This is a genomic window from Curtobacterium sp. PhB130, from assembly GCF_003755165.1.
In the GTDB taxonomy this organism is placed as follows: Bacteria; Actinomycetota; Actinomycetes; order Actinomycetales; family Microbacteriaceae; genus Curtobacterium.
Map to the genome: position 1 here is coordinate 283,227 of NZ_RKII01000009.1, position 26,696 is coordinate 309,922.

19 protein-coding genes are annotated in these 26,696 nt (G+C 70.3%); 6 read left to right on the forward strand and 13 right to left on the reverse strand.

Going from position 1 to position 26,696, the window contains the following annotated elements; genetic code table 11:
* Positions 1-7: 7 nt before the first annotated feature.
* From EDF24_RS14830 to EDF24_RS14850, 5 genes are all read right to left on the reverse strand, one after another.
* A complete protein-coding gene (locus EDF24_RS14830) occupies positions 8-781 on the reverse strand; it encodes a type 1 glutamine amidotransferase (RefSeq protein ID WP_123703845.1) in 774 nt (257 codons plus the stop codon).
* Positions 778-2,037, reverse strand: coding sequence for a MurT ligase domain-containing protein (locus EDF24_RS14835; protein ID WP_123653258.1), 1,260 nt, complete (start codon positions 2,035-2,037; stop codon positions 778-780). The genes EDF24_RS14830 and EDF24_RS14835 overlap by 4 nt, the downstream gene beginning before the upstream one ends.
* A gap of 9 nt (positions 2,038-2,046) precedes the next feature.
* Positions 2,047-3,327, reverse strand: coding sequence for an RNA polymerase sigma factor (locus EDF24_RS14840; protein WP_123703847.1), 1,281 nt, complete (start codon positions 3,325-3,327; stop codon positions 2,047-2,049).
* A gap of 195 nt (positions 3,328-3,522) precedes the next feature.
* The gene (locus EDF24_RS14845) at positions 3,523-4,848 is read right to left on the reverse strand and encodes a nitrate/nitrite transporter (RefSeq protein WP_123703849.1); all 1,326 of its coding nucleotides are present in this window, start codon (positions 4,846-4,848) and stop codon (positions 3,523-3,525) included.
* A 111-nt stretch (positions 4,849-4,959) separates the two neighbouring features.
* Entirely contained in the window at positions 4,960-5,892 is a 933-nt protein-coding gene (locus tag EDF24_RS14850) for a proteasome assembly chaperone family protein (RefSeq protein ID WP_123653255.1), read from the reverse strand.
* Positions 5,893-5,967: 75 nt separating this feature from the next.
* On the opposite strand from EDF24_RS14850, the gene EDF24_RS14855 reads away from it, so the two are divergent.
* The 3 genes from EDF24_RS14855 (at position 5,968) to sucB (ending at position 10,619) form a co-directional block, all read left to right on the forward strand.
* The gene (locus EDF24_RS14855) at positions 5,968-7,506 is read left to right on the forward strand and encodes a leucyl aminopeptidase (RefSeq protein ID WP_123703851.1); all 1,539 of its coding nucleotides are present in this window, start codon (positions 5,968-5,970) and stop codon (positions 7,504-7,506) included.
* A gap of 154 nt (positions 7,507-7,660) precedes the next feature.
* Positions 7,661-9,034 (forward strand): dihydrolipoyl dehydrogenase, encoded by a 1,374-nt coding sequence (gene lpdA, locus EDF24_RS14860; RefSeq protein WP_123653253.1) that lies wholly within the window; start codon positions 7,661-7,663, stop codon positions 9,032-9,034.
* A 64-nt stretch (positions 9,035-9,098) separates the two neighbouring features.
* Entirely contained in the window at positions 9,099-10,619 is a 1,521-nt protein-coding gene (gene sucB, locus EDF24_RS14865) for a 2-oxoglutarate dehydrogenase, E2 component, dihydrolipoamide succinyltransferase (protein WP_123703853.1), read from the forward strand.
* 145 nt (positions 10,620-10,764) lie between these two features.
* Here the strand turns inward: sucB and EDF24_RS14870 are convergent, their stop codons facing one another.
* Complete coding sequence (locus tag EDF24_RS14870) at positions 10,765-11,763, reverse strand: hypothetical protein (protein WP_148070907.1); 999 nt, start codon at positions 11,761-11,763, stop codon at positions 10,765-10,767.
* Positions 11,764-11,890: 127 nt separating this feature from the next.
* Between EDF24_RS14870 and EDF24_RS14875 the strand changes: the two genes are divergently transcribed.
* The gene (locus EDF24_RS14875) at positions 11,891-12,604 is read left to right on the forward strand and encodes a DUF4191 family protein (protein ID WP_123703857.1); all 714 of its coding nucleotides are present in this window, start codon (positions 11,891-11,893) and stop codon (positions 12,602-12,604) included.
* A 234-nt stretch (positions 12,605-12,838) separates the two neighbouring features.
* Here EDF24_RS14875 and EDF24_RS14880 read toward each other — a convergent pair whose 3' ends face one another.
* The gene (locus EDF24_RS14880; RefSeq protein WP_123653249.1) at positions 12,839-13,273 is read right to left on the reverse strand and encodes an RDD family protein; all 435 of its coding nucleotides are present in this window, start codon (positions 13,271-13,273) and stop codon (positions 12,839-12,841) included.
* Between the two features lie 141 nt (positions 13,274-13,414).
* On the opposite strand from EDF24_RS14880, the gene glnA (EDF24_RS14885) reads away from it, so the two are divergent.
* Positions 13,415-14,839, forward strand: coding sequence for a type I glutamate--ammonia ligase (gene glnA / locus EDF24_RS14885; RefSeq protein ID WP_123653248.1), 1,425 nt, complete (start codon positions 13,415-13,417; stop codon positions 14,837-14,839).
* A gap of 333 nt (positions 14,840-15,172) precedes the next feature.
* Here the strand turns inward: glnA (EDF24_RS14885) and EDF24_RS14890 are convergent, their stop codons facing one another.
* The 5 genes from EDF24_RS14890 to glnA (EDF24_RS14910) all read right to left on the reverse strand — a co-directional run bounded on the left by EDF24_RS14890 (position 15,173) and on the right by glnA (EDF24_RS14910) (position 24,670).
* Complete coding sequence (locus EDF24_RS14890) at positions 15,173-16,609, reverse strand: UDP-glucose/GDP-mannose dehydrogenase family protein (RefSeq protein ID WP_260233463.1); 1,437 nt, start codon at positions 16,607-16,609, stop codon at positions 15,173-15,175.
* Positions 16,606-18,162 (reverse strand): glycoside hydrolase family 26 protein, encoded by a 1,557-nt coding sequence (locus tag EDF24_RS14895; RefSeq protein WP_123703859.1) that lies wholly within the window; start codon positions 18,160-18,162, stop codon positions 16,606-16,608. The genes EDF24_RS14890 and EDF24_RS14895 overlap by 4 nt, the downstream gene beginning before the upstream one ends.
* The gene (locus EDF24_RS14900; protein ID WP_123703861.1) at positions 18,155-19,789 is read right to left on the reverse strand and encodes a glycosyltransferase family 2 protein; all 1,635 of its coding nucleotides are present in this window, start codon (positions 19,787-19,789) and stop codon (positions 18,155-18,157) included. Before EDF24_RS14900 ends, EDF24_RS14895 begins: the two co-directional genes overlap by 8 nt.
* Before the next feature lie 506 nt (positions 19,790-20,295).
* Positions 20,296-23,274: a bifunctional [glutamine synthetase] adenylyltransferase/[glutamine synthetase]-adenylyl-L-tyrosine phosphorylase gene (locus EDF24_RS14905; protein WP_123653245.1), complete on the reverse strand. Its 2,979-nt coding sequence runs from the start codon at positions 23,272-23,274 to the stop codon at positions 20,296-20,298.
* Between the two features lie 58 nt (positions 23,275-23,332).
* Positions 23,333-24,670 carry a type I glutamate--ammonia ligase gene (gene glnA, locus EDF24_RS14910; protein ID WP_123653244.1) on the reverse strand — a complete coding sequence of 446 codons (1,338 nt, stop codon included), beginning with the start codon at positions 24,668-24,670 and terminating at the stop codon, positions 23,333-23,335.
* Positions 24,671-24,731: 61 nt separating this feature from the next.
* Here glnA (EDF24_RS14910) and EDF24_RS14915 point away from each other — a divergent pair, with 61 nt between their 5' ends.
* A complete protein-coding gene (locus EDF24_RS14915) occupies positions 24,732-26,495 on the forward strand; it encodes an NAD+ synthase (protein ID WP_123704120.1) in 1,764 nt (587 codons plus the stop codon).
* Here the strand turns inward: EDF24_RS14915 and EDF24_RS14920 are convergent.
* Positions 26,492-26,668, reverse strand: a complete 177-nt coding sequence (locus EDF24_RS14920) for an SPOR domain-containing protein (RefSeq protein WP_123653242.1) — start codon at positions 26,666-26,668, stop codon at positions 26,492-26,494. The genes EDF24_RS14915 and EDF24_RS14920 overlap by 4 nt on opposite strands.
* Positions 26,669-26,696 lie beyond the last annotated feature (28 nt).

A 26,696-nucleotide genomic window follows, 5' to 3' on the forward strand; every position in this document is an offset into this window, starting at 1 on the left:
GTCGCGCTCAGGCGATGCGCTTGAACGCCTTGTCGACGTAGCGGTCGACGGTGGCTCGCGCTTCGCGCGCGTACCGGTCGATCGACGCCGTGCGCTCCGGGTCCGGCGCGTACTCGCGGCCGAGGCGTGCCGTCGCGGCCGCGAGGACCGCGTCGGTGAGCGCGGGGTTCAGCGGCAGGAGCGGCCCCTGGGTGTGGGTGCCGAACGAGGTCCCGCTGATCGCACCCTCGACCGCGGAACCGGCCTGGTTGCCGCCACCCGAGACGACGTCCGCGAACGGGGTCAACCCGGCGCCGAGCTCGATCTTCGTGGCGTGGTCCTCGAAGCCCGCGAGCCGCTTGGACGCGCCGGGGAGCAGCGGGTACCGCGTCTCGAGGACGAAGTAGTTCACCCGGCGCTCGGCTCCGCGGACGGCTCGGGCGTCGAACACGCCGAAGCCGGCGAGCGGCGCACCGTCGGTCGGGACGATCTCGGTCGTCGCGAGGTCGAACCCGCCACCGACGGCCACGATCGGGACGCCGTCGGCCGCGAACGACCGGAGGGGTGCGGCGATCCGGGCCACGTCGGCACCGAGGGACCGCATCGCGCTGAGCGGGCCGTTGCCCACCACGACGACGTCCGCGGCGGTGGGGAGCTCGTCGCCGGGGGCGTACTCGAGCACCTCGGTGGGGATGTCGGCGGCGTCCGCGCGGCGCGTCAGGGCCACCACGTTGCCGCGGTCCCCCGAGACACCCATCTGCCGCGGGTAGACGTGCAGGATCCTCAGGCGTTCTGCCGTCATGCGGTCTTCTCCAGGTCCGGGTGGCCGAGGGCCTTCCGGGCGATCATCATGATCTCGTAGTTGACGATGAAGTTCTTCGTCCCACTGGTGGTCGCACCGAGGCCCTGCATGTGCTTGATCGCGGCTTCGACGTCGGGCTCCACGCGGCCGATCCGGACGCCGGCGTGCTCGAGGGCGATCGCGATCTGCCAGGCCTTGTCCCCGGAGACGACGTCCACGTGGTCGAGCTTGGAGAAGTCGATGTCGTAGATCCACGAGATGTCCGGCGTGCCCTCGTCGATCGCCATGAGCACCTGTTCGGGGTGGTCCGGCAGCGCGTCGAGGTTGAGCTGGAGGCTCGCGGCGTTCTTGAACATCGTGAACTCGGCGGACTCACCGGCGATGGGCAGCCGCTCACCGCGGCCGTACGCCGGCTTCATCTTCGCGAACGCGGCGGTCACGGAGGACGCACGGAACTGGGCCCCGAGCGCGGCGCTGGCCGTCGCCGTGGCCGCTGCGGCGTCGACCGCGTAGTGCAGCCCACGGGCGGGCAGGCGCACCGGGATGTCCGCGCCGTCGAAGGCGATGGTGGCGGCATCGCCGCGGTTCTCGATGACCACGGAGTCCGCAGCCGTCTCCGACCCGGCGGCCCGACCGAAGTCGTCCGCGTTCTGCAGGCCGTTCGGGGCGGCCGCGACGATCTCGGCGCTCGCACCGAAGCGGAGCACGCGCTGCCCGTCGACACCGACGTAGGCGTCGAGGAACTGGTCGTCGTGGTTCGTGATCACGTTCGCGGTGGACAGTGCCGCCGTGTCGAGCATCATGGCCGCGACGCGCTCGGTCTCGAAGAACCGGTAGAGCTGGTCGACCTGCACGTTGAGCATCGTCACCGTGGAGGGCGACAGGATGCCCGCGAGCTCGACGGCGAAGGCCTCGTCGACCTCGAGGATGCCGATGTCCGCCTTGAGTCGGCCGCCGAGGGAGACCTCGGACAGCAGCGCCGACGCGATGCCCTGCGGCAGGTTCGCGCCGGAGGGGTTCGTGAACACGCGGAGCCCGTGCGCACGGACGATCTCGGAGATCATGTGCGTCGTCGTGGACTTGCCGTTCGAGCCGAGCACGAACACGACGCCGTTCGGGAACTGCTTCGTCACGTGCTGGAGGAAGTCCGGCACGAGCTTCAGGACGATGTAGCCCGGGTAGGCGGACCCGCCGCCCCGCGCGCGAGCGAGGGCACGGAGGATCCGCCCGATGAGGATCGGGATGAAGAAGCGCACCGCGGCGGCCTACTCGAGGTAGTCGCGCAGCGACTGCGACCGCGACGGGTGGCGGAGCTTCGCCATCGTCTTGGACTCGATCTGACGGATGCGCTCACGCGTCACGCCGAACGTGTCACCGATCTGGTCGAGCGTCTTCGGCTGGCCGTCACCGAGACCGAAGCGCATGCGGATCACGCCCGCTTCGCGCTCGGACAGGGAGTCGAGCAGGCTCTCGAGCTGCTTCTGCAGCATCGTGAAGCCCACCGCGTCGGCCGGGACGACCGCTTCGGTGTCCTCGATGAGGTCACCGAACTCGGAGTCGCCGTCTTCACCGAGCGGGGTGTGCAGCGAGATCGGCTCGCGGCCGTACTTCTGCACCTCGACGACCTTCTCCGGGGTCATGTCGAGCTCGCGGGCGAGCTCTTCCGGAGTGGGTTCGCGACCGAGGTCCTGCAGCATCTGCCGCTGGACACGAGCGAGCTTGTTGATGACCTCGACCATGTGCACCGGGATGCGGATGGTGCGGGCCTGGTCGGCCATGGCGCGGGTGATGGCCTGACGGATCCACCAGGTCGCGTAGGTCGAGAACTTGAAGCCCTTGGTGTAGTCGAACTTCTCGACCGCACGGATCAGGCCCAGGTTGCCTTCCTGGATGAGGTCGAGGAACTGCATCCCGCGGCCCGTGTAGCGCTTGGCGAGCGACACGACCAGGCGGAGGTTCGCACCGAGGAGGTGCGACTTCGCGCGCTGACCGTCACGAGCGACCCAGCGGAGCTCACGCTCTTCGGGCTTCGAGAGGCCGGTCGAGTGCTGCAGCTTGTCCTCGGCGAACAGGCCGGCCTCGATGCGCATCGCGAGCTCGACTTCCTGCTCGGCGTTGAGCAGCGCGACCTTGCCGATCTGCTTCAGGTAGTCCTTGACGGGGTCGGCCGTCGCACCCGTGATGGTGGTCGAGTAGACCGGTGCTTCGTCGTCGTCGGACTGCGAGATGACGAGCGCGCCCGCGGCGACCGCGTTGGCCGCTTCGGCAGCAGCCGTCGCCGGCTTCTCCTCGGCGTCGTCGTCGGTGTCGTCCGTCGCGTCGACGTCGACCGGCTCGACGGTCTCTTCGTCGGCGTCGTCGTCCGCCGCGGCCTTCTTGGTCGCCGGCTTCTTCGCTGCCGCCTTCTTCGGGGCCGCCTTCTTGGCGGGGGTCTTGGTGGCGCGCTTCTTCGGCGCAGCCGTGCCGTCGGTCTCGGTGGCGTCAGCCTCCGTCACCTGGTCGGCGTTGTCCTTCGTGGGATCGATCGTCGTGCTCCGGGCAGCCATGCGATCACCTCTCTCGTCGTGCCACGTTCCTGGGGTCGTGGCCTTCCCTCGCCGCCCAGGGCCCGCGCCGCAGTTCCCCCGCGTCGCTGGTCCTCGTTGTCCGGGCAGCACTAGGACCCATGTCAAGTCCCCCACTGAATCCGGCGCACTTGAGGAGCACCTGAACACGGGGAACCCGAACGGGTCCGGCTCTCATTATTGCACGCTCTGCTTCCGTAGGCGTGCAACGAGTGCAACCCAGAGCGGGGCCACCCGTATTCCGTCCTGCACCTGCATCAGGGCGCGGGTCCGGCGGCGCGCGTGCAGGAGCATCGCCACGCCGAACCCGATGACGAGGTACTGCACGGTGAGGGCGATCCGGAAGTTCGACCACGCGAAGACCGTGTCGCCCGTCGCCCGCGAGACGACGTCGAGCAGGACGCCGATGCAGTACATCATCACGAACGCCGCGAGGAACCCGCCGACGTTCACGACGCCGTTCGCGGACCCCAGCGACCCCATCGGGTTGAAGGAGCGGGCAAAGTCGAACCCGATCAGCGAGCCCGGACCGCCGATGCCCATCGCGACGACGAGCAGCACGAGCAGCCAGGTCGGCGGGTGGTCCGGCCAGAGCAGCACCGCCGTCCACACCACGCCGAGCAGCACGACGACGCCGAGCACCAGGTTCGACCGGCGGAGCGGGAACCGGGCGCAGAGGATCCCGAGGAGCGGCCCGGCGACGAAGCCCACGACGACGATCACGGTGAGGAAGCCCGCCGCTTCGGTGGCGGAGTAGCCGAGCCCGCGGAGCATCGGCACACCCCAGAGCAGGCTGAACACGGTGCCGGAGGACTGCGTGACGTAGTGCGACCAGAAGCCGAGTTGCGTCCCCGGGCGCCGGAGCGCGTGCCCGAAGGTGTGGAACGCGCCCGACCACGTGTGCGGGAGCGGCAGCGGGATGGTGTCCGTGCGCACCGGTACCGGCCCGTTCCGGACGAACACGAACGCCAGCGCGAGACCGACGGCACTCGCACCGGCGGCGACCGAGTACGCGACCGACCAGCCGGCGGTGTGCAGCAGCAGGGCGAACGGGAACGCCGAGGCGATCTGGCCGATCTGCCCGAGGTTGCCGGTCCACTGCGAGATCTGCGGCAGGATCCGCCCGCTGAACCACATCGGCAGCAGCCGGATCACCGAGATGAACGTCATCGCGTCGCCCGCCCCGACCAGGACGCGTCCGACGATGGCCGGTCCGATCGTCGGCGACACCGCGACGACGGCCTGTCCGACGGTCAGCAGGAGCGCGCCGAGCAGCACGAGCCGACGCGGGCCGATCCGGTCGAGGGCGATGCCGACGGGGATCTGCAGGCCCGCGTAGACGGCGATCTGCACGACCGCGAGGGTGGACAGGACGGCGGCGGAGACCGCGAAGCGGTCCTGCGCGTCGACACCGGAGACGCCGAGCGAGGACCGCTGCACGACCGCCAGGACGTACGCGAGGACCGCGACGCCCCACACGACGAAGGCACGGCGGGAGTTCACCCGGAAAGGCTATCGGCGCGGCCCCGCGCGGACGTGTGCACAGCCTCCAGACCGGTCTGGAGGTCCGGTGGGTGACCGCGACGTCCGTTGCGGACCGGAGGCGCTCCGGTCTCAGTCGTCGGTTGCGTCGCCGTCGACGCGTCGGTCCGCCAGGAAGCGCTCGAGTTCGTCGGCGATCGCGTCGGCGGTCGGCACCTCGCCGTCCACCCCCGTGAGCGGCGACGCGATCGGGTTGCCCTCCATGTAGGTGTCGTGGCGCTCCTCGAGCGCGGACACCAGCCGCTGCAGCTCGCCGTTGCCCGCCACCTGCTCGTCGACGCGGGCGATGAACTCGCGCCCTTCTTCGCGGAGTGCGTCGGTCGGGAAGATCAGGCCGGTGGACGCGGAGATGCCGGAGAGCGCGGCGACCGCGGCGTCCGGGAACTCGGTGTCGGAGAGGTAGTGCGGGACGAGGAGCACCAGGCCCGTGACCTGCTGGTCGAGCTCGCTGAGCCGGTGCTCGACCAGGTGCAGCACGTTCGCGGGTGCCTGGGTCTCCGGCTTCCAGACGCTCATCGACTCGACGAGGTCCGCACGGGTCCCCGACACGGTCAGGCTGATCGGGCGGGTGTGCGGGACGGGCATCGGGATCGACTGCACCCACGTGGTGTCGACGACCTGCAGCTGCGCCGCGAGGTCGGTGACGGCGCGGACGAAGCGGTTCCACTGGAAGTCCGGCTCGTACCCGGAGAGGAAGAGGAAGGGCTGACCGATCTCGTCGCGGACCAGGTGCAGCGCGAGGCGCGGCGGCTCGATGTCCGTGATGTGGTCGTGCTCGAAGGTGATCACCGGGCGGCGGGCGCGCCAGTCCAACAGGACGTCGGGGTCGAACTCGGCGACGAGACGGGTCTCGAGCCGCTCGAGGATCGAGGTCGTGACCTGCGCCACCGCGGATCCCGCGTCCGCGAACCCGGTCAGCCCGGCGACCAGGTGCAGGCCGGCCGGCACCGTCGGGGCGGACTCGTCGAACGTGTAGAGCTCCTCGGGGTGGTTCACCGTCACCATGCTAGGCGGGCGGTTCTCCCACACCTGCCGTGCAGCCCACGCCGACAGCGAACACCGCGTGGATAGGGTTGGAGCATGGTCCGACCGACGCTCTCCACCGACAGTTCATCCCCCTCCTCGATCTCCGCCGACGTGCTCGTGCTCGGTGTCCGGCCGGGTGCCGGCGACGCCCCCGCGACCGTGGTCGCCGGCGCGACCGGTGCCGTCACCGCGCTCGAGGGACTCGATCTCGCCGCCATCGGCGTGACCGGTGCGAAGGACCAGCTCGTCCGGCTCCCCGCGACCGACGTGTCGGCATCGAGCATCGCCCTGATCGGGCTCGGGTCGGCGACGTCGTCGTCTTCTTCTTCGTCGTCTTCTGCGGCTTCGTCGTCCGACGTCGCCGCCGTGCGCTCCGCCGCCGGCAGCGCCGTCCGGCAGCTCCCCCAGGCCGCGTCGATCGTGCTCGCACTGCCGACCGACTCGACCGAGCTCGTCGACGCCGCGCTCGAGGGCGCTGCGCTCGGTGCGTACGCCTTCACCCGGCACAAGGGCGCCGGCACCACCGGCCCGACCCACGGCGCGCAGACGATCACCGTCCTCGCGCCGTCCGCCGCCGTCGCCGGCGCGTCCGGCGCCGACGTCACGGCTCGGCCGGCTGCCGTCGCCGACGCCACCGCGCTCGTCCGCGACCTGGTGAACACCGCTGCGGGCGACCTCGGCCCGTCCGACGTCGCCGAGGTCGCGTCCGGCTTCACCGAGGGGCTCCCCCTCACCGTCGAGGTCCTCGACGAGACCGCGCTCGAGGAGCAGGGCTTCGGCGGCATCCTCGGCGTCGGTGTCGGGTCGGTCCGCCCGCCGCGGCTCGTCGTCGTCCGGTACGCGCCGGAGTCCGCGTCGAAGCACCTCGCGCTCGTCGGCAAGGGCATCACGTTCGACTCGGGCGGCCTCTCGCTGAAGCCCGCCGGTTCGATGCTCGGCATGAAGACCGACATGACCGGCGCCGCCACCGTCCTCGCCGCGACCGTCGCCGCCGCCCGGCTCGGACTCGACGTCAAGGTCACCGCGTGGCTCTGCCTCGCCGAGAACATGCCGTCCGGTTCGGCCACGCGCCCCGGCGACGTCCTCACGCTGAAGAACGGCAAGACCGTCGAGGTCACGAACACCGACGCCGAGGGCCGCCTCGTCCTCGGGGACGGCCTCGTCGCCGCCTCGCTCGAGCAGCCCGACGCCGTCGTCGACATCGCGACCCTCACCGGCGCGCAGGTCGTCGCCCTCGGCGACCGCACCACCGGCCTGATGGGCACCGACGACCTCGTCGCGCAGCTCCGCGCCGTCGCCGAGTCCGTCGCCGAGCCGATCTGGCCGATGCCGCTCCCCGAGGAACTCGACGCCCGACTCGCCAGCGAGGTCGCCGACATGGTGAACGCCACGGTCGGCAACCCCGCCGGCGGCATGCTCCTCGCGGGCAAGTTCCTCCAGCGCTTCGTGGGCGAGGGCATCCCGTGGGCGCACCTCGACATCGCGGGCCCGTCGGAGAACAAGGGCGGCGGCTACGGGTGGCTCGGCAAGGGCGCCACCGGCGTCATGGTCCGGACACTCATCGCGCTCGCAGAAGAGCTCCAGTCCAAGTAGTAGGTTTGGTTCCGGCGGGGCGGCCTTTCCAGCGCCACCCGCCGGAACGAACGGGACGGGACCGGAACCATGCGGTCCGACCGTCGGACGCCGCGTCGGTGGTGTCCAAGTGCGGGCCCGATCGGCCCCGACATGCACGAGGGAGTTGCACCAGGTGACGGAACAGACTTACGACGTCGTGGTCCTCGGTGGCGGTAGCGGCGGGTACGCCGCAGCGCTGCGGGCGGCCGAGCTCGGGATGAGCGTCGCGCTCATCGAGGGCGACAAGCTCGGAGGGACCTGCCTGCACCGCGGCTGCATCCCGACGAAGGCACTCCTCCACGCTGCCGAGATCGCCGACGGCACCCGCGACGCCGAGAAGTACGGCGTCATCGCCGAGTTCGCCGGCGTCGAGGTCCCGAAGGTCATCGAGTACCAGCAGGGCGTCATCAACTCCAAGTACAAGGGCCTCCAGGGTCTCATCAAGGCCCGCGGCATCACCGTGGTCGAGGGCTGGGGCCGCCTCACCTCGCAGAACACCGTGCAGGTCGGCGACCAGAACATCGTCGGCAAGAACGTCGTGCTCGCGACCGGCTCCTACTCGAAGTCCCTCCCGGGCCTCGAGATCGGCGGCCGCGTGATCACCTCCGAGACCGCGCTCCGCATGGACTACGTCCCGAACAAGGTCGTCATCCTCGGCGGCGGCGTCATCGGCGTCGAGTTCGCCAGCGTCTGGAAGTCCTTCGGCGCCGAGGTCACCATCGTCGAAGCGCTCCCGCACCTCATCCCCGCCGAGGACGAGTCGATGTCGAAGCAGCTCGAGCGCGCCTTCCGCAAGCGCGGCATCGAGTTCTCGCTCGGCGTGCGCTTCCAGGGCGTCGAGCAGCACGAGAACGGCGTCGTCGTGACGCTCGAGGACGGCAAGACCTTCGACGGCGACGTCCTGCTGGTCGCCGTCGGTCGTGGCCCGGTCACGCAGAACGTCGGCTTCGACGAGGTCGGCGTCACCATGGACCGCGGCTTCGTCATCACGAACGAGCGCCTCGCCACGAACCTCCCGAACGTCTACGCCGTCGGCGACATCGTCCCAGGCCTGCAGCTCGCGCACCGCGGCTTCCAGCAGGGCATCTTCGTCGCCGAGGAGATCGCCGGTCTCAACCCGGTGATCATCGAGGACAAGAACATCCCGAAGATCACGTACTCCGACCCCGAGGTCGCCTCGGTCGGTCTCTCGCAGGCCAAGGCCGAAGCCGAGTACGGCGCCGACAAGGTGGACTCGTACGAGTACAACCTCGCCGGCAACGGCAAGAGCCACATCATCGGCACGTCCGGCTCGATCAAGGTCGTCCGCGTCATCGACGGCCCGGTCGTCGGCGTCAGCATGATCGGTGCCCGTGTCGGCGAGCTCATCGGTGAAGCCCAGCTCGCCGTGAACTGGGAAGCCCACCCCGAGGACGTCGCGCCGCTGATCCACGCGCACCCGACGCAGAACGAAGCGCTCGGCGAAGCGTTCCTCCACCTCGCGGGCAAGCCGCTGCACGCGCTGTGAGCAGCCGCACCGTGACCCAGACATCATCAACCAAGCACAACCCCTGCGAAGAGGAGTCCACCCGATGAGCGAATCCGTCAACCTCCCGGCGCTCGGCGAGAGCGTCACCGAGGGCACGGTGACCCGATGGCTGAAGAACGTCGGTGACCGGGTCGAGGTCGACGAGCCGCTGCTCGAGGTCTCGACCGACAAGGTCGACACCGAGATCCCGTCGCCGATCGCCGGCGTGGTCGAGGAGATCCTCGTCCAGGAAGACGAGACCGTCGAGGTCGGCACCGCGCTGGTGAAGATCGGCGACGGCAACGGCTCCGGTTCGTCGGACTCCGGGGACTCCGCAGCTGCGGACTCCGGTGACGCCTCGGCCGACTCCTCCAACGAGGCCGCCGCCGACGCCGAAGAGCCCGAAGCCGCACCGAGCACCGAGCAGGAGTCCGAGACCCCCGCCCCGCAGCCGGCACAGGCCGAGCCGGCACCCGCCGGTCAGACGCAGCCCGCGGCTCCCGCCGCCCCGGCAGCGCCGCCCGCCGCCGCCCCGGTCCCGCAGGCCGCCCCGGTCCCGCCGCCCGCAGCGGCCCCGGCTCCCCCGGCAGCCGTCCCGGCCCCGGCCGCGTCGGTCTCCAGCGCTCCGACCGCGTCGGCCGAGGTCCCGAACCCGACCCAGACCGGTGCCGCCTCCGGCTACGTCACCCCGCTCGTCCGCAAGCTCGCGAACGAGCAGGGCGTGGACCTGTCGACCGTCACCGGCACCGGTGTCGGTGGGCGCATCCGCAAGGAGGACGTGCTCGCCGCCGTCACGGCCGCTCCGGCAGCCGGTGGCTCGGCCCAGGGCACGCCGGCCGCGTCCGGCCCGTTCGTCGCCGAGGTCTCGCCGCTCCGTGGCACCCGCGAGAAGATGACCCGCCTCCGCAAGGTCGTCGCCGAGCGCGCCGTGCAGTCGATGACCTCGACCGCGCAGCTCACCAGCGTCGTCGAGGTGGACGTCACGAAGGTCGCGCAGTTCCGCGACGCGCACAAGGCCGAGTTCCTCGAGAAGACCGGCTCGAAGCTCTCCTTCATGCCGTTCTTCGCCCTCGCGGCGTCGGAGGCACTCAAGGCGCACCCGAAGATCAACTCGACCGTGGAAGGCGAGGAGATCGTCTACCCGGAGACCGAGAACGTCTCGATCGCCGTCGACACCGAGCGCGGCCTGCTCACCCCGGTGATCAAGGACGCGGCATCGCTCGACCTCGCGCAGTTCTCGAAGTCGATCGCCGACCTCGCCGAGCGCACCCGCAACAACCAGCTCAAGCCCGACGAGCTCGCCGGCGGCACGTTCACGCTGACCAACACCGGTTCGCGTGGCGCACTGTTCGACACCCCCGTCGTGTTCCTGCCCCAGTCGGCGATCCTCGGCACGGGCATCGTGACGAAGCGTCCGGCGGTCGTGAAGGTCGACGGCCAGGAAGCCATCGCGATCCGTTCGTTCGTGTACCTGGCGCTGTCCTACGACCACCGGATCATCGACGGCGCGGACGCTTCCCGCTACCTCGTCGCGGTGAAGAACCGTCTGGAAGAGGGCAACTTCGGACCGAACCTCGGGTACTGACCCGCGGTTCGTCCGGACCAGCTGATCCGCTGATCGGATCGACGGCCCCGGTTCCCCTCGTGGGAGCCGGGGCCGTTGGCGTTCCCGGGGCCGTCGGGGTTCCGGTGCCGTTGGCGTTCCCGGGGCCGCCCGGGCGAGCGCGAGGTCACGCCGGTGCGCCGCCGAGCGTGATGACGCCCGCCGCGGCGAGACCGGCCACCACCACCCCTCCGACGACGACCCGGCGCGCCGGAACGGTGCGACCACCAGGCAGCGTCACGCCGCGCTCGACGAACCGTCGGATCCAGCGCACCACGCCGCTGTCGTCGGGAGCGGCCTCGACGGTGTCCACGAAGAGGAAGTCGTCGGTCGGCGGATCCCAGCGGACGGGCCGCGGCGGCGCGGTGGCCCGGACGACTTCGAGCAGCCGGAGGACCTCGTCGACGCCACCGCCCAGCGCCTCCGCGACGGCGGTGTCCACGACCGCTCGACACGGTTCCCGTGGGTCGACGCGCTCCCACACCGCACGGACGGCGTGCAGCAGTGCGGTCGGCCCCGGCGACTCCGACGTCCGTGCAGCCACCGCGGCCCGACCAGGACGCAGGACGCCTGATGGGCGCTGCCCGGGCGGCCCGGTGGCGGTCGGCGAACGAGCCAGTCCAGGCACGTCGGTGCGGTTCGGGTCGGTGGCAGGCAGGTCGGTGCCGGGCGAGTCAGTGCCAGGCAGGTCGGTGCCGAGCAGGTCGGTGCGGTTCGGGTCAGTGGCAGGCAGGTCGGTGCTGGGCAGGTCGGTGCCGGGCGGGTCGGCACCTGGCGGGTGGTCCGCCAGCACCGTCACGCCGGCGTCGTCGACGAGGACGTCGTCCGCCCGGGCATCCCCGAGCACCACGGCCCCGGACCGGGCGTCCGCCGCGAGGAGCAGCAGCGGCACCGTGAGCGTCACCGCGACCCCGACGGTCGGGCTGCCGATCCGGTCGAGCGCATCCGGGAGGCGCGCACCGTGCAGCGCTTCAGTTCGCACGGCCAGGCGGCCAGCCGGGTCGCGCCCGACCGCGTCGATGCGCACGCAGTGCGTCTGGTCGGCCGCGGCGCGGTCGGCGACCCACGTGGCGAAGGGACCCGTGTCGGGTCCGGTCCAGTGGCTCTGGAGGGTGATCGTGTCCATGGTGAGGAGCCTGACGGAGGCGGGGCGAGCCTCCCGTCCGGTCGTGTCGACCTGTGGAGAACTCCGTTCGCCCACAGCCGGATCATCGACGGTCCACGGCGGGGCCGTCAGGCCGTATCCTGGGTCCATGGCACGCAGCACTACGACCGACACGAAGGCGAAGGAGCCCGGGCGTCTCAAGCAGATGTTCCAGGTCTTCCAGATGACCCGTCGGGCCGACCCGACGTCGATCTGGTGGTTCGCCGCCGCGTTCCTCGTCCCGGTCGTCCTCGGCGTGCTGCTTGCACTCCTGCTGCCGGAACAGAACTGGCTCGCGGTCGTCCTCTGGATCGTCGCCGGCGTCTTGCTCGGTGTGCTGCTCTTCCTGATCGTGCTCGGTCGTCTCGCGGAGCGTGCCGCCTACTCGCAGATCGAGGGCCAGCCCGGTGCCGTCGGCGCCGTGCTGACGAACTCGCTCCGTCGCCAGTGGCGCTCGAGCGAGATGCCGGTCGCGGTGCACGGTCGCTCCCAGGCTGCTGTCTACCGCGCGGTCGGCACCCCCGGCGTCGTGCTCATCACCGAGGGTCAGCTCGGCAACCTCACCCGCCAGGTGGACGAAGAGCGTCGCAAGGTCCAGCGCATCGTCCCGAACGTCCCCGTGCACGTCGTGCACGTGGGTGACGGCTCGGACGCGGTGACGCTGCACAAGCTGCCCCGTGCGATGAACAAGTTCAAGAAGTCGCTCAACCGCAACGAGGTCCTGGCGGTCGCCAACCGCCTCGACTCCCTCACCCAGAACCCGGCGTCCGCGATCCCGAAGGGCATCGACCCCACGCGGGTCCGTGCCGGTCGCCCGCGCTGATCCGCGCTTCCCGAACGCCCCCGACCGCTCCGGTCGGGGGCGTTCGTGCGTCCGGCGCTGCACCGGCGCTGGCGCTGCGCTCGCGCTGCGACGGGTCACCAGTGTGCAGGCTTCCGGACACGGTGCGAGCGCCGGAGCCTCGCACAGTGTCCGGGACGTCGCACACTGCGGCACCGGGCGCCGGGCGCGCCCGGGCGGCACCGGGCGGCGCGCAGCACCGCGCCGCGCCCCGCCTCAGCGCCGGACGAGCACCGTGCCCGCGGCCGCGTCGTGCAGCGGCCGACCGTCCTTCGCGTGGATGAGGACCGGGATGACGAGGCAGAGCAGCACCGTGCGGAGCGCCGGCCGCCACACCCCGACGTATCCCCCGCGGACGGGCACCACGCGGAGTCCGACACAAACGTGCCCGAACGACCCGGACAGCAGGGCGATGAACACCACCTGCAACACGGCGAAGATCCCGAGGGTCACGAAGTTGCCCGCCGCGCCGTAGGTGCCGATCACCAGCGAGATCACGGACGCGAGCGCCCAGTCGATCGCGAGGCCGCCGAGACGACGCCCGAAGCCGCTCATCGACCGCGGGCCGGACTCCGGCAGACCGAGGACCTTGCCGGGCCAGTCCCCCGCACCGGGAGCAGCGGCGGACGGGGACGGGTTGGAGCGGGCCATGTCCCCAGGGTAGGCGACCGCGCACCACGTAACACGCCCGAAACAACCCAGTCACGTCCGGGAAACCCCGGGTCAATAGCCTCGTCGGAGGGTGCACCCGCGGCACCTCCACATCACCCAACCCCCAGGAGATCGACACACATGTTCAGCGATTCCTCCGAGGTCCTGGCCTTCATCAAGGACACGGACGTCAAGTTCCTCGACATCCGCTTCACCGACCTGCCGGGCGTTCAGCAGCACTTCAACATCCCGGCTTCCACGGTCGACGAGGACTTCTTCTCGGTCGGTCAGCTCTTCGACGGCTCCTCGATCCGCGGCTTCGCGTCGATCCACGAGTCCGACATGCAGCTCATCCCTGACGTGACGACGGCGTACATCGACCAGTTCCGCGCCGAGCGCACGCTGATCATGATCTTCGACATCTACAACCCGCGGAACGGCGAGATCTACGGCCGCGACCCGCGCCAGGTCGCCAAGAAGGCGGAGAAGTACCTCGCGTCGACGGGCATCGCGGACACCGCGTTCTTCGCCCCCGAGGCCGAGTTCTACATCTTCGACGACGTCCGCTACTCGGTCACCCAGAACAAGTCCTTCTACTCGGTCGACTCCGAAGAGGGCGCCTGGAACACCGGTCGCGAAGAAGAGGGCGGCAACCTCGCCAACAAGACCCCGTACAAGGGCGGCTACTTCCCCGTGTCGCCGGTCGACAAGACCGCCGACCTCCGCGACGACATCACCCTGAAGCTGATCGAGGCGGGCTTCGAGCTCGAGCGCTCGCACCACGAGGTGGGCACCGGCGGACAGCAGGAGATCAACTACAAGTTCGACACGATGGTCCACGCCGCGGACGACATCCTGAAGTTCAAGTACATCGTCAAGAACACCGCGGACCAGTGGGGCAAGGTCGCCACGTTCATGCCGAAGCCGCTCTTCGGCGACAACGGCTCGGGCATGCACACCCACCAGTCGCTCTGGAGCGACGGCAAGCCGCTGTTCTACGACGAGAACGGCTACGGCGGCCTGTCCGACCTGGCGCGCTGGTACATCGGCGGCATCCTCAAGCACGCCTCGGCGCTGCTCGCCTTCACCAACCCGTCGATCAACTCCTACCACCGTCTGGTGAAGGGCTTCGAGGCCCCGGTCAACCTGGTCTACTCGGCCGGTAACCGCTCCGCCGCGATCCGCATCCCGATCACCGGCACGAACCCGAAGGCCAAGCGCATCGAGTTCCGCGCGCCGGACGCCTCGGGCAACCCGTACCTCGCCTTCGCGGCGCAGCTCATGGCGGGCCTCGACGGCATCCAGAACCGCATCGAGCCGCACGAGCCGGTCGACAAGGACCTCTACGAGCTCCCCCCGGAGGAGGCCAAGGGCATCCCCCAGGTCCCGGGTTCGCTCGACGAGGCCCTCGACGCGCTCGAGGCCGACCACGAGTTCCTCGTGAAGGGCAACGTCTTCACCGAGGACCTCATCCAGACCTGGATCGACTACAAGCGTGAGAACGAGATCCTCCCGCTCGCGCAGCGTCCGCACCCGTTCGAGTACGAGCTGTACTTCGGCGTCTGAGTCACGGCACACACGAAGGGCCCCGCACCGTCAGGTGCGGGGCCCTTCCGCGTGTGGTGGACGTATCTGCCTGGAGGCCCGGTGCCGGTCCGCCGGACCTGCACCGGGCCTCCAGGCAGTCACGATCCGACCCACAACACCCGCGCTGGAAAGCGGGAACGCGCGTCGGCAGTCGAAAGAAACGACCACCTACGCGCGATTCGACCACCTACGCGCGGAACGACCCACCCCTGGGCACGGAAGGGCCCACGCCGACGCGCCGCCGCGCCGCCATCCCCGGACGCACGAACGGGGCCCGCGCCGCCCCGGCACGGACCCCGTCTGCTGCGGGAACTAGCGGCTCGTGGCCAACGAGTCGTGCATCCCTGCTGCCACGCTCACGGGTGCACCCGTGACCGGAGTGGGACGTCCCAGGGAACGGACGGTCCACCCCGCCTTGACCCAGTGCTCGACCGGGAGGCAGTTGCGGGCGTCGATGACCTCTCGACGCCCGACGATGTTCGCGAGGGCGACCGGGTCGGCCTCGATGATGTCGTCCCACTCGGTGAGGACGAGCACGATGTCGGCGCCCTCGATCGCGTCCGTCATCGACGTGGTGTAGCTCAGCGTCGGGAAGGAGCGCTTCGCGGTGTCCATCGCCTCCGGGTCCCAGAGCGTGACCTGGGCGCCGCGGAGGTGCAGCGCGGCGGCGACGTTGAGCGCCGGCGAGTCGCGGACGTCGTCGGTGAGCGGCTTGAACGCCGCGCCGATGACCGCCACGCGACGGTTCAGGACGGACCCGCCGGCGGACTCGATCGCCATGTCGATGACCCGCTGGCGCTGGCCCATGTTGATCTCGTCGACCTGCTGCATGAGGCCGACGACGCGCTCGGCACCGATCTCGTTCGCGCGGTGCATGAGGGCGCGGATGTCCTTCGGCAGGCAACCGCCACCGAAGCCGAGCCCGGCGTTCAGGAACTTCCGGCCGATGCGGGCGTCCTGCCCGAGGGCGTCGGCGAGCGTCGTGACGTCGGCGCCGGTGATCGCGCACATCTCGGAGATCGCGTTGATGAACGAGATCTTCGTGGCGAGGAACGCGTTCGCGCTCACCTTGACGAGCTCGGCCGTGGCGAGGTCCGTCGTGATGACCGGGGTGCCCTCGCTGATCGGGGCGGCGTAGACCTCGCGGATGACGGCGTCGGCGGCCTCGGAGGCACCGCCCCAGACCAGGCGGTCCGGGTGCAGCGTGTCGTCGACGGCCTTGCCCTCGCGGAGGAACTCCGGGTTCCAGATCAGCTCGGCGCTGATGCCGGCCGGCGCGAACTCGCGGACGATGCCACGGAGTCGTGCGGCCGTGCCCACCGGCACCGTCGACTTGCCGACGATGAGGCCTGGGTGGGTGAGGTTCTCGGCCACGCCGCGGGTGGCGCTCTCCACGTAGGTCAGGTTCGCGGCGTGCGAGCCGGCCTTCTGCGGGGTGCCGACGCAGACGAAGTGCACGTCAGCGGCGGCGACCGCCTCGGCGATGTCGGCGGTGAAGCGGAGCCGACCCGTCGCGACGTGCTTCGTGATGAGCTCGGGCAGCCCGGGCTCGTAGAACGGGACCTCACCCGCGGACAGCGCCGCGAGCTTGGCGGGGTCCACGTCCACGCCGATGGTCTCGAAGCCCATCTCGGCCATGGCGGCCGCGTGGGTGGCGCCGAGGTAGCCGGTGCCGATGACGCTGATCACGGGTGCCGGACGGACGTCGGCGCTGGTGGACGAGGACTGGGGCTTCTTCGGAGCACTCACTGGGTGACCTCCTGCAGGTCGTAGTCGATGTCGTTGCGCGAGATGCCGTCCACGAAGGCCTGGAGGCTGTCGGCGCGGGATGTGAGCCGCCAGTCGTTGGTGACACGTTCACCGTCGACGATGGTGGTGGCGGTCTCGCTGAAGTACGCGAAGCCGATGATGTCGGAGTTCGCCGGTTCGGCCAGGGCGTCGAAGAGGGAGGTGATCCACTCCGACTTCTGGCTGTTGGAGACGGTGCCGCCGGTCTCGGTGGCGCCGATCTCGTTGAGGACGATGCCCTTGTCCGGCGCTATCTGCCTGATCTGGGCGAGCGTCGCGCCGAAGGTGTTCTCGAACGTGGGGGCCTCGGTGGCGTCGCGGTAGTAGCCGCTCATGCCGACCCAGTCCACGTACTCGGCACCCGGGTAGTAGTTCTCCATGTACGCGACGGTCTGGTACTTCGTGTTGCCGAGCTTGTCGATCCGCGACGGGGACCAGTCCCACACCACGTAGTCGTTGGCGCCGTTCTGCTGGAAGACGTCGTGCACGTGCTTCCACATGGCGACGTAGGAACCGGCGGCGTTGCCCTGCTTCGAGGCTTCGGACCAGTTGTACCACTGGCCGTTCATCTCGTGGTCGAGGCGGATCACCATCGGCTCGCCGTTGGCCGCGAGGGCCTTGGCGTACTTCGTCAGGTAGGCGTCGAACTTGCCCGAGATGATGTCGGCGTTCGTGTAGCCCGCCACGTAGGGCTCGTCGTTGCCGGTCGTCGCCGGGGCGGATTCCCAGGTCATCATCGGCAGCCGGCCGTTGGCCCAGGAACGCTGGACGGCGCTGGCGTTGAAGTCCTGGTCGAAGCCCTGGAAGAACCCGACCATGTTCGTGGCCTTGCCGACCTTCTGCGACACCTGGTCGTACTCGGACCAGTTGAATGGCGACTGCTCGGTGTAGAGCCCGTACCAGCGGGTCGGCTGGGACATGATCTCGGCCTTGGTCGGCACCGCGACCGGGTCGGTCGTGGACGGATCCGTGGACGGACCGGTGTTCGGGTTGGTGACACCGCCACCGTTCCCGGAGCCGTTGGAACCCGAGCCGGACCCGGAGGAACCGGAACCGGACGAGCCGGACGAGCCCGAGCCCGAGGAACCGGAACCCGACGTGCCGGAGCCCGACGAGCCTCCCGTCCCGCTCTTGCCGGAACCGGCGGCCGACTTGGCGGACCCGAGCTGCGACTGCAACGACGCGATCTGCACCTTGAGCTGCGCGACCTGGTCACCACGCGAGCCGGACTGGGCCGTCGAGGACTTGAGCTGCCCCTCGAGCTTCCAGATCTGCTGCTGCGCCGCGTCGAGCTTCTGCTGCAGCGCGTCCGCGTCGACCGCCTTCTCCTGCGCGGTCTTCACGCCGAGGGCGTGGTGGACCGCGGTGGAGACCGGGCTCGACGGAGAGATCCAGACGGACCAGGTGATGAGTGCGAGCGCCAGGACGATCGCGGCCGTGCCGACCGCGGTGCGCTTGGCGTGCTTGCTGGAGGGTGCCCACCACGTACTGGTGGAGCGGAAGAGGTCAGACAATGGCGAGAGCCTCCAGGGCGAAGATGGCGATGCCGATCACGTACGGGATCGCCGCGTAGGGGTTGTAGCGACGGACCTTGACCGGCTTGCCGGTCGCCGCAGCGGCCGTCGCAGCGGTCGCCGCAGCGGTCGTCGCGACCGGTGCACCGGCGGCAGCCGCTGCCGCCTCACGACGGGTCGCGAGGACGGTCGTCGTCGAGTTGGTCGAGACGTCCAGACCGGAGCCGGAACCGGCACCCGCGCCGAAGATGTCGTCGAACGCGCGGTCCGCTGCGGCCTGGTCGTACGCGTCGTCGGTGGCGTACGCGGCGCGGTCCACCGGGCTGACCGGGGTCTGCGTCGCGACGGCCTGCGGCTGCGCGGGCTCGGTCTCCATCGGACCACCGGCGTAGGCACCGGCACGGGTGCCCCAGCCGCTGGCGTGGGCGAGTCGGAAGAACCCGATGAGCCGGATCGGCATCAGGAAGAACGTCGACACGATGATGAACATCGGCAGGCGCAGGAAGTCGCTGGGCTTCTCCGCCAGGTGCCGCATCTGCCGGATCGCCATGCTGAGCACGCTCGACACGACCATCAGGCCGGCGACGTAGACGAAGCCCGTCGAGAAGCCGTACTGGTGCAGGATCCCCTGGTAGAGGTTCTCCCCCTGGCCGGTGATCGCGCGGTAGATCCAGCCGGCGATCACGCCGAAGAGCATGAACGGCAGGATGATGTCGGTGATGAAGAAGAGCGCCAGCAGCGGGGCGTGTCCGAGCATCCACGGCATCATGCGCAGCGTGTTGTACTGCGAGCCGCGGGCCCAGCGGAGCTGCTGCTTGAACAGCTTCTTCACCTGGAGCGGAGCGTCCGTGTACACGAGCGACGTGTACTGGTAGACGGTCCGGTAGCCCTCCTTGAGGGTCAGGTTCGTCAGCGTGCGGTCGTCGGAGACCTCGAGGAACACGCCCATGAACTTCTCGCCCATGAACTTGTCCATGACGCGCATGAGGATGTTCCGCCGGAACGCGATGGTGCGACCGGGGAGGCAACCGATCTGGCCGAGGACGCTCTGCGCGGGCATCGAGTACAGCGCGCGGGAGTTCTCCAGCCAGTCCGCCCAGCGGGTGATCCAGGAGCGGGTGGGCTCGAGGATGCGCTGGCGGGTGGTGACGCCACCGACGGACTCGTCCGCGAACGGACGGAGCAGCTCTTCGAGCGTGCCGGGCGTCCAGACGGTGTCCGAGTCGACGAGGACGGTGATGTCACCGTTCGACATCTCGGTGCCGACCTTGACGGCGTTGCGTTTGCCGGGGATCGGGGTGTGGGTCCAGCGGACGAGCGGGGCGAACTCGTCGCAGACCTCCTCGAGGGCCTCGTTGCGTGCGCCGTTGATGACGACGATGATCTCGCCGGGGCGCTGCTCGACCATGCGGCCGATGACGTCCCGGAAGAGGTCGAGTGGCTCGTCCACCACGGGGACGACGACACTCGTCGTCCCGGTGTACGTGCCGGTGAAGGGGCGGTAACGGGCGGACAGGACGACCTTGAGCAGCCAGAGCAACCAGATCACCATGGAGTACACGGTGAACAGGTAGAACTCGGGGTGCCCGTCGACCATCTGCCTGATCTGCAGAATGAAGGTGAACATCGATCCCTGCTTCAACGTTCGGGGTGGTGATTCCGCTTCATCGGGAAATCGGGGGTCGGTTCGGGTGGTCCCATTGATGCATCTCGGAGGCGGCCGGTGCAACGTGGCCCCCTTCCGGGGGCGTTTCCATTGCGTTACGGGGTACACCGTGGTCCCCCTCCGGCCCCACTACTCCTGTCCCCTCCGATGCTGTCAGCACATGTGCGGACTGCAACATGCCCGTCACGACGCGGATCGGCTCAGATCGACCGCCTGGAGGCCCGGTGCGCGTTCCTGGGAAACGCCTGGTCAGGCTGCGGTTGCGGCACATGCCGCCCACGCGCTGAGCCACGGTCGGTGCGGTTCTCCGCATGGTTCGTAACGGTGCGGTAACGGCGCGATCGGGACAGGACGGAGGGGTACAGCGCCGTGCGAACCGGGGGACGGTTCGCGACACGAGGAATTAACCTTCGACGACATGTCACCTTCATCCCGAGATCGGCATCTCGGGCGTGTCGCGCGGGCGGTCAGACGCCGTAGAACTCGCGCTCGAACACCTGACGTGCACGACGGGTGACGCCGAGGTAGTCCTCCTCGAGGCGCGTCGCGGAGCCGGGCGGGTACTCCATCAGCCGGGCGACGCCCTCGAGCTGGATCCGGTCGACCGGCAGCACGTCGGTGGTCTTGCCGGACCAGAGCACCAGGGCGCTCCTGGTGCGGGACGCGAACCGCCAGGCGGCGGCCAGGCGCTCGCCGTCCTCGGGCGCGACCAGGCCCTCCGCGACGGCCCCGTCGAGGGCGTCGAGCGTCGAGGTGGTCCGGAGTGCCGGCACCGTCAGGGCGTACTGCAACTGCAGGAGCTGCACGAACCACTCGACGTCGCTGAGTGACCCGCGCCCGAGCTTGAGGTGCCGAGCGGGATCGGCGCCGCGTGGCAGCCGCTCGGACTCCACACGTGCCTTGATCCGGCGGACCTCGCGGACCTCGCGCTCGGCGATCTGCGCCGGGTAGCGGGTCCGGTCGGCGAGGTGCTCGAAGTCCCGCAGCAGCGCCTCGTCGCCGACCGCGCCGCGGGCCCGGAGGAGCGCCTGGGCCTCCCACGTCAGGGACCAGCGGGCGTAGTACGCGCCGTAGGACTCGAGCGTGCGGACGACCGGGCCGTTCTTGCCCTCCGGCCGGAGGTCGATGTCGAGGTCGAGCGGGTGGATCGCGTCCTCGGTGATCCGGTTCAGTTCGCGCACGATGCCCTGCGCGGCTCGGGGCGCGCGCTCCCCCACGTCCTCGGGTGCGCGGTAGACGTAGAGCACGTCGGCGTCGGATCCGAAGCCGAGCTCACGGCCGCCGTAGCGCCCCATCGCGATGATGCCGAACTCCAGACCCGGCGGGGCGTCCCGCCGCGCGAGGGCCAGCGCGCCGGTCAGCGTCGCCTCGGTGATGTCGCTGAGCGCCGGGCCGAGCTGGTCGACGTCGAGCCGCCCGAGCGTCCCGGCCATGCCGAGCCGGAGGGTCTCCCGCCGGCGGATCGAGCGGATCAGGCTCGCTGCCGCGTCGACGTCGTCACCGTGGCGGCCGGTGGTCGCCCGGACCTCGGAGAGCAGGGAGACGAGCGGCCGCGGCTGCAGCAGCGTCTCGGGTTCGTCGAGCCAGGCGACGGCCTCGGGGAAGCGCTCCAGGAGCCCGGACAGGAACGCCGACTCGGACAGCACGGTCGTGAGGCTGTGGGCGGCGCCAGAGGAGTCCCGGAGCATCCGGAGGAACCAGCTGGACTCCCCCAGCGTGTCGCTGAGGCGGCGGAAGGCGAGGAGGGCGCGATCGGGTGCCGGCCCCTCCGCCATCCAGCGGAGGAGGACCGGGAGCAGGTTGCGCTGGATCGCCGCGCGCCGGGAGGTGCCCTGCGTCAGCGCGCGGATGTGGCTGAGGGCGCCGTCCGGGTCGACGAAGCCGATCGCGCCGAGGCGGTCCCTGGCCTGCTCGCTCGTGAGGACGATGTCGCCGTCGGACGCCGCGACCGCGGACAGCAGCGGGCGGTAGAACAGACGCTCGTGCAGCCCGCGGACCTCGAGCTTCACCGAGCGCCACCGGGTCTCGAGCGCCGAGGCGGAGGTGGCCAGGCCGCTCGACCGGGCGAGCACGCGGAGTTCGTCCTCGTCGGAGGGCATCAGGTGCGTGCGCTGCAGGCGCCGGAGCTGGATCCGGTGCTCGAGCACGCGGAGGAGCGCGTAGTCCGGTCCGAACCGTGCCGCTTCGGGGCGTCCGACGTAGCCGGCCTCGGTCAGGGCGTCCATCGCCTCGAGCGTGGACCGCACGCGCACCCGCTCGTCGTCCTGGCCGTGGACGAGCTGCAGGAGCTGGACCGTGAACTCGACGTCGCGGAGGCCGCCGGGGCCGAGCTTCAGCTGCCGGTCGACCTCGGCGTCCGGGATGTTGTCCGTGACCCGCTCGCGCATCCGCTGCACGGACTCGACGAACCCCGGACGCTTCGAGGACCGCCACACGAACGGCGCGACCGCGAGGGCGTAGCGCTCACCGAGGTCGACCGACCCGGCGATCGGACGCGCCTTGAGGAGCGCCTGGAACTCCCACTCGCGGGCCCAGCGCTCGTAGTACGCCAGGTGCGAGTCGAGCGTCCGGACGAGCGCACCGTCCTTGCCCTCCGGCCGGAGGTTCGCGTCCACCTCCCACAGCGCGGGTTCCGCCGCGAGGTCGGTGATGACGTGGGTCGCCGCGATCGCGATCCGGGTCGAGATGCGGACGGCCTTGTCGGTGTCCACTCCACCGCCAGCGTCGCCGTCGGTCGGATCCGCGGTCGGTTCGGTGACGAAGATGACGTCGACGTCGCTGACGTAGTTGAGTTCGCGGGCACCCGCCTTGCCCATCGCGATCACCGCGAGCGGGGTGGCCGCGACGTCGGCGGCGGGGAACGGGACCTCGCGCCGGGCGACATCGACCGCGACGTCGAGCGCGGCGCCGGCGAGGTCGGCGAGCCCGGCGGCGACGGCCGGGAACGCCTCGGTCGGCGAGACGTTCAGGACGTCGAAGAGGGCGATCTGCGCGAGGTGCCGCCGGTACCGCACCCGGAGCCGCATCCGTGCGGGCTCCCCCGTCGCGCCGTCGACGGCCTCCGTCAAGGACGCCGTGTAGGCGGCCTGCGTCCACGGTGCCGTGACCGGGTCGAGCAGCAGCGCGAGCTCGGCCGGCCGACGCTGGAAGAACTCACCGAGCCCCACGGACGCACCGACCAGGCGCACCAGGCGCTCGGTCGCCGCGTCGTCCGCGAGGACGGGCCGCAGAGCGTCCTGGTGCGACTCCATGAGCCGCTCCAGCAGGCGGAGTGCGCCGTCGGGATCGGCCGTGGACTCCCAGAGACCAGGCCACTCGTGCACCGTGACCCGCAGGTCGGAGCCGAACCGGGCCTCCAGTTCGGAAAGCCGCTCCAGGCTCTCCGAGAGGTCCGCGAAGCCGAGTCGAGCCAACTCGGACCGCGACGTCTTCGTCCGGCCGGTCATGCTGCGGCCGGGACCGGCGCGGAGCTGCCCATGGCCGGCGCGGAGCTGCTCATGGGCGCTAGAGCATGCCCAGGTTGGTGTCGAGCTCGAACGGCGTGACCTGGTCGCGGTACCGCTGCCACTCCTGCCGCTTGTTGAGGAGCACGAAGTTGAACACCTGCTCGCCCAGGGTCTCCGCGACGAGCTCGGAGTCCTCCATCAGGGACAGCGCGTGGTCGAGGCTGGCCGGGAGCTGCGCGTACCCGAGGGCCTTGCGCTCCGAGTCGGTGAGGCCCCAGACGTTGTCCTCGGCTTCTGCGGGGAGCTCGTAGCCCTCTTCGATGCCCTTGAGGCCGGCGGCGAGGATGAGCGAGTACGCGAGGTACGGGTTCGCCGCGGAGTCGATGCCGCGGTACTCGACGCGCGAGGACTGGCCCTTGTTCGGCTTGTAGAGCGGGACGCGGACGAGCGCGGAGCGGTTGTTGTGGCCCCACGTCACGAAGGACGGTGCCTCGTCGCCACCCCAGAGCCGCTTGTACGAGTTCACGAACTGGTTCGTGACCGCGGTGATCTCCGGCGCGTGCTTGAGCAGGCCGGCGATGAAGTGCTTGGCCGTCGGGGAGAGCTGGTACTCGCCGCCGGGCTCGTAGAAGGCGTTCTGGTCGCCCTCGAACAGCGACACGTGCGTGTGCATGCCGGAACCGGGCTGCCCGGAGATCGGCTTCGGCATGAACGTCGCGTAGACGCCCTGCTCGATCGCGACTTCCTTGACCACGGTGCGGAACGTCATGATGTTGTCCGCCATCGTCAGCGCGTCGGCGTAGCGGAGGTCGATCTCGTTCTGGCCGGGACCGGCTTCGTGGTGGCTGAACTCCACCGAGATGCCGAGGTCCTCGAGCATCCGGACGGCACGGCGACGGAAGTCGTGCGCGCTGCCGCCGGGGACGTTGTCGAAGTAGCCGGCCTGGTCGACGGGCTTCGGGCCGCCGTCCTTCCAGTCGCGGTCCTTCAGCAGGTAGAACTCGATCTCGGGGTGCGTGTAGAACGTGAACCCGCGGTCGCTCGCCTTGGCCAGCGTGCGCTTCAGGACGTTGCGGGGGTCGGCCACGGCGGGCTGCCCGTCCGGCGTCGCGATGTCGCAGAACATCCGCGCGGTCGGGTCGATCTCACCGCGCCACGGGAGGATCTGGAACGTCGAGGGGTCCGGGTGCGCCAGCACGTCCGCTTCGTAGGAGCGGCTGAGTCCCTCGATCGCGGAGCCGTCGAACCCGATGCCCTCGGCGAAGGCGCCTTCGACCTCGGCCGGGGCGATCGCCACCGACTTCAGGGTCCCGATGACGTCCGTGAACCAGAGTCGGATGAACTTGATGCCCCGCTCTTCGATGGTGCGGAGCACGAAGTCCGTCTGCTTGTCCATGCACGCCCTTTCCGCGTTCCACCACGGCCCTCCGGGGACCGTGCTCAATAGGCTAGTGGTCATGCCCCGTCTCCGCTTGGCACTCGCCCAGACGAACCCCGTCGTGGGCGCCTTCGACCGGAACGCCGCCGGGATCCTCGACGCCGTCCGCTCCGCCGCCGCACACGGCGCCGACCTGGTCGCCGTCGGCGAGATGGCGATCTCCGGGTACCCCATCGAGGACCTCGCGTCCCGTCCGTCCTTCCTGCGCGCCGCACGGGCCGCCGTGTCCTCGCTCGCCGTGCAACTGGCGGACGAGGGACTCGGCGACGTCCCCGTCGTCGTCGGCCACCCGGACGGGCCGTTCGAGCCGCGGGCCGTCGACGTCAGCACGGCCCCGACCGCGATCGCGAAGAACTGCGCGAGCATCCTGCAGCACGGGCGCGTCGTGGCGACGACGGCGAAGTACCACCTGCCGAACTACTCCGTCTTCGACGAGTACCGGGTGTTCATCCCGGGCTCCGACCTGCTGGTCGCCCGGATCGCGGACGTCGACGTGGCGATCATCATCTGCGAGGACCTGTGGCGGGACGGCGGCCCGGTCGCCCGGGTGCTCGACGCCGACGCCGGCCTGCTCCTCGTGGTGAACGCGTCGCCATGGGTGGCCGACAAGGACGAGGTCCGGCTGCCGCTCGTCACCCGCAGGGCCACCGAGTCCGACACGATCGTCGCCTACGTCAACATCGTCGGCGGACAGGACGACCTGGTGTTCGACGGCGACTCGGTCGTCGTCGACGAGCAGGGCACGATCCTGGCGCGGGCACCGCAGTTCCGGACGCACCTGCTGCTGGTGGACGTCGACCCGGCCCCGGCCCGCTCGGAGGCCCTCGTCACCGAACACGTGCAGCGGGTCGCGCTGGACACACCGAACTCGACGCCCGGGTCGCTCGCGGAGCGTCCGGCGCTGCCCCGGGACGTGGCCGTCCTGCCGTCCGACCTCGCCGCGATCTGGGACGCGCTGGTGCTCGGCACCCGCGACTACGTGCAGAAGAACGGCTTCCGGTCGGTCGTCCTGGGCCTCTCCGGCGGGATCGACTCCGCCGTGTGCGCCGCGATCGCAGTCGACGCACTCGGCCCGTCACAGGTCGTCGGTGTGTCGATGCCGTCGCGGTGGTCGTCGTCGCACTCGATGTCCGACGCCGACGACGTCGCCGCACGGCTCGGCCTGCAGTACCGCACCGAGCCGATCGCCGACCTCGTCGCGCCCTTCGACGCGCAACTGGCACTCACCGGCCTCGCCGCCGAGAACATCCAGGCGCGGGTGCGGGCGCTGATCCTGATGGGGCTCTCGAACCTCGACGGGCACCTCGTGCTCACCACGGGCAACAAGACCGAGCTCGCCGTCGGGTACTCCACGAACTACGGGGACTCCGTCGGCGGGTTCGCACCGATCAAGGACGTCCCGAAGACGACGGTGTGGGAGCTCGCCCGGTGGCGGAACGCGCTCGCGGTCGCCCGCGGCGAGACCGAGCCGATCCCGGAGAACTCGATCGCGAAGCCGCCGTCCGCCGAACTCCGCGAGGGGCAGGAGGACCAGGACACGCTGCCGCCGTACGAGGTGCTCGACGCGATCCTGGACCGCTACGTCACGCAGGCGCAGGGGGCGGCCGACATCGTGGCCGCGGGGTTCGACGCGGACACCGTCGCCGAGGTCACGCGGCTGGTGGACCGCTCGGAGTGGAAGCGGCGGCAGGGCGCGATCGGACCGAAGATCTCCGGGATGGCCTTCGGTCGCGACCGGCGCCTGCCGATCACGTACCGCCCGTCCGGCCCGGGTACCGCCTAGGCCTCCTCGTCCCACTTCTCGTTGTTGGCCTGGATGCGCTGGAGGGCGTTGGCCGCTTCCTCCCGCGTCTCGAACGGGCCGATCCGGTCACGCTGCGGGGACTGCGGCCCCTGCTCGACCGCGTGGGTCTTCTCGTTGAACCACCACTGGGACTCGATGCGCTCGTCGCTCATGCCGCCAAACGTACCCTCGCGGCGCGGC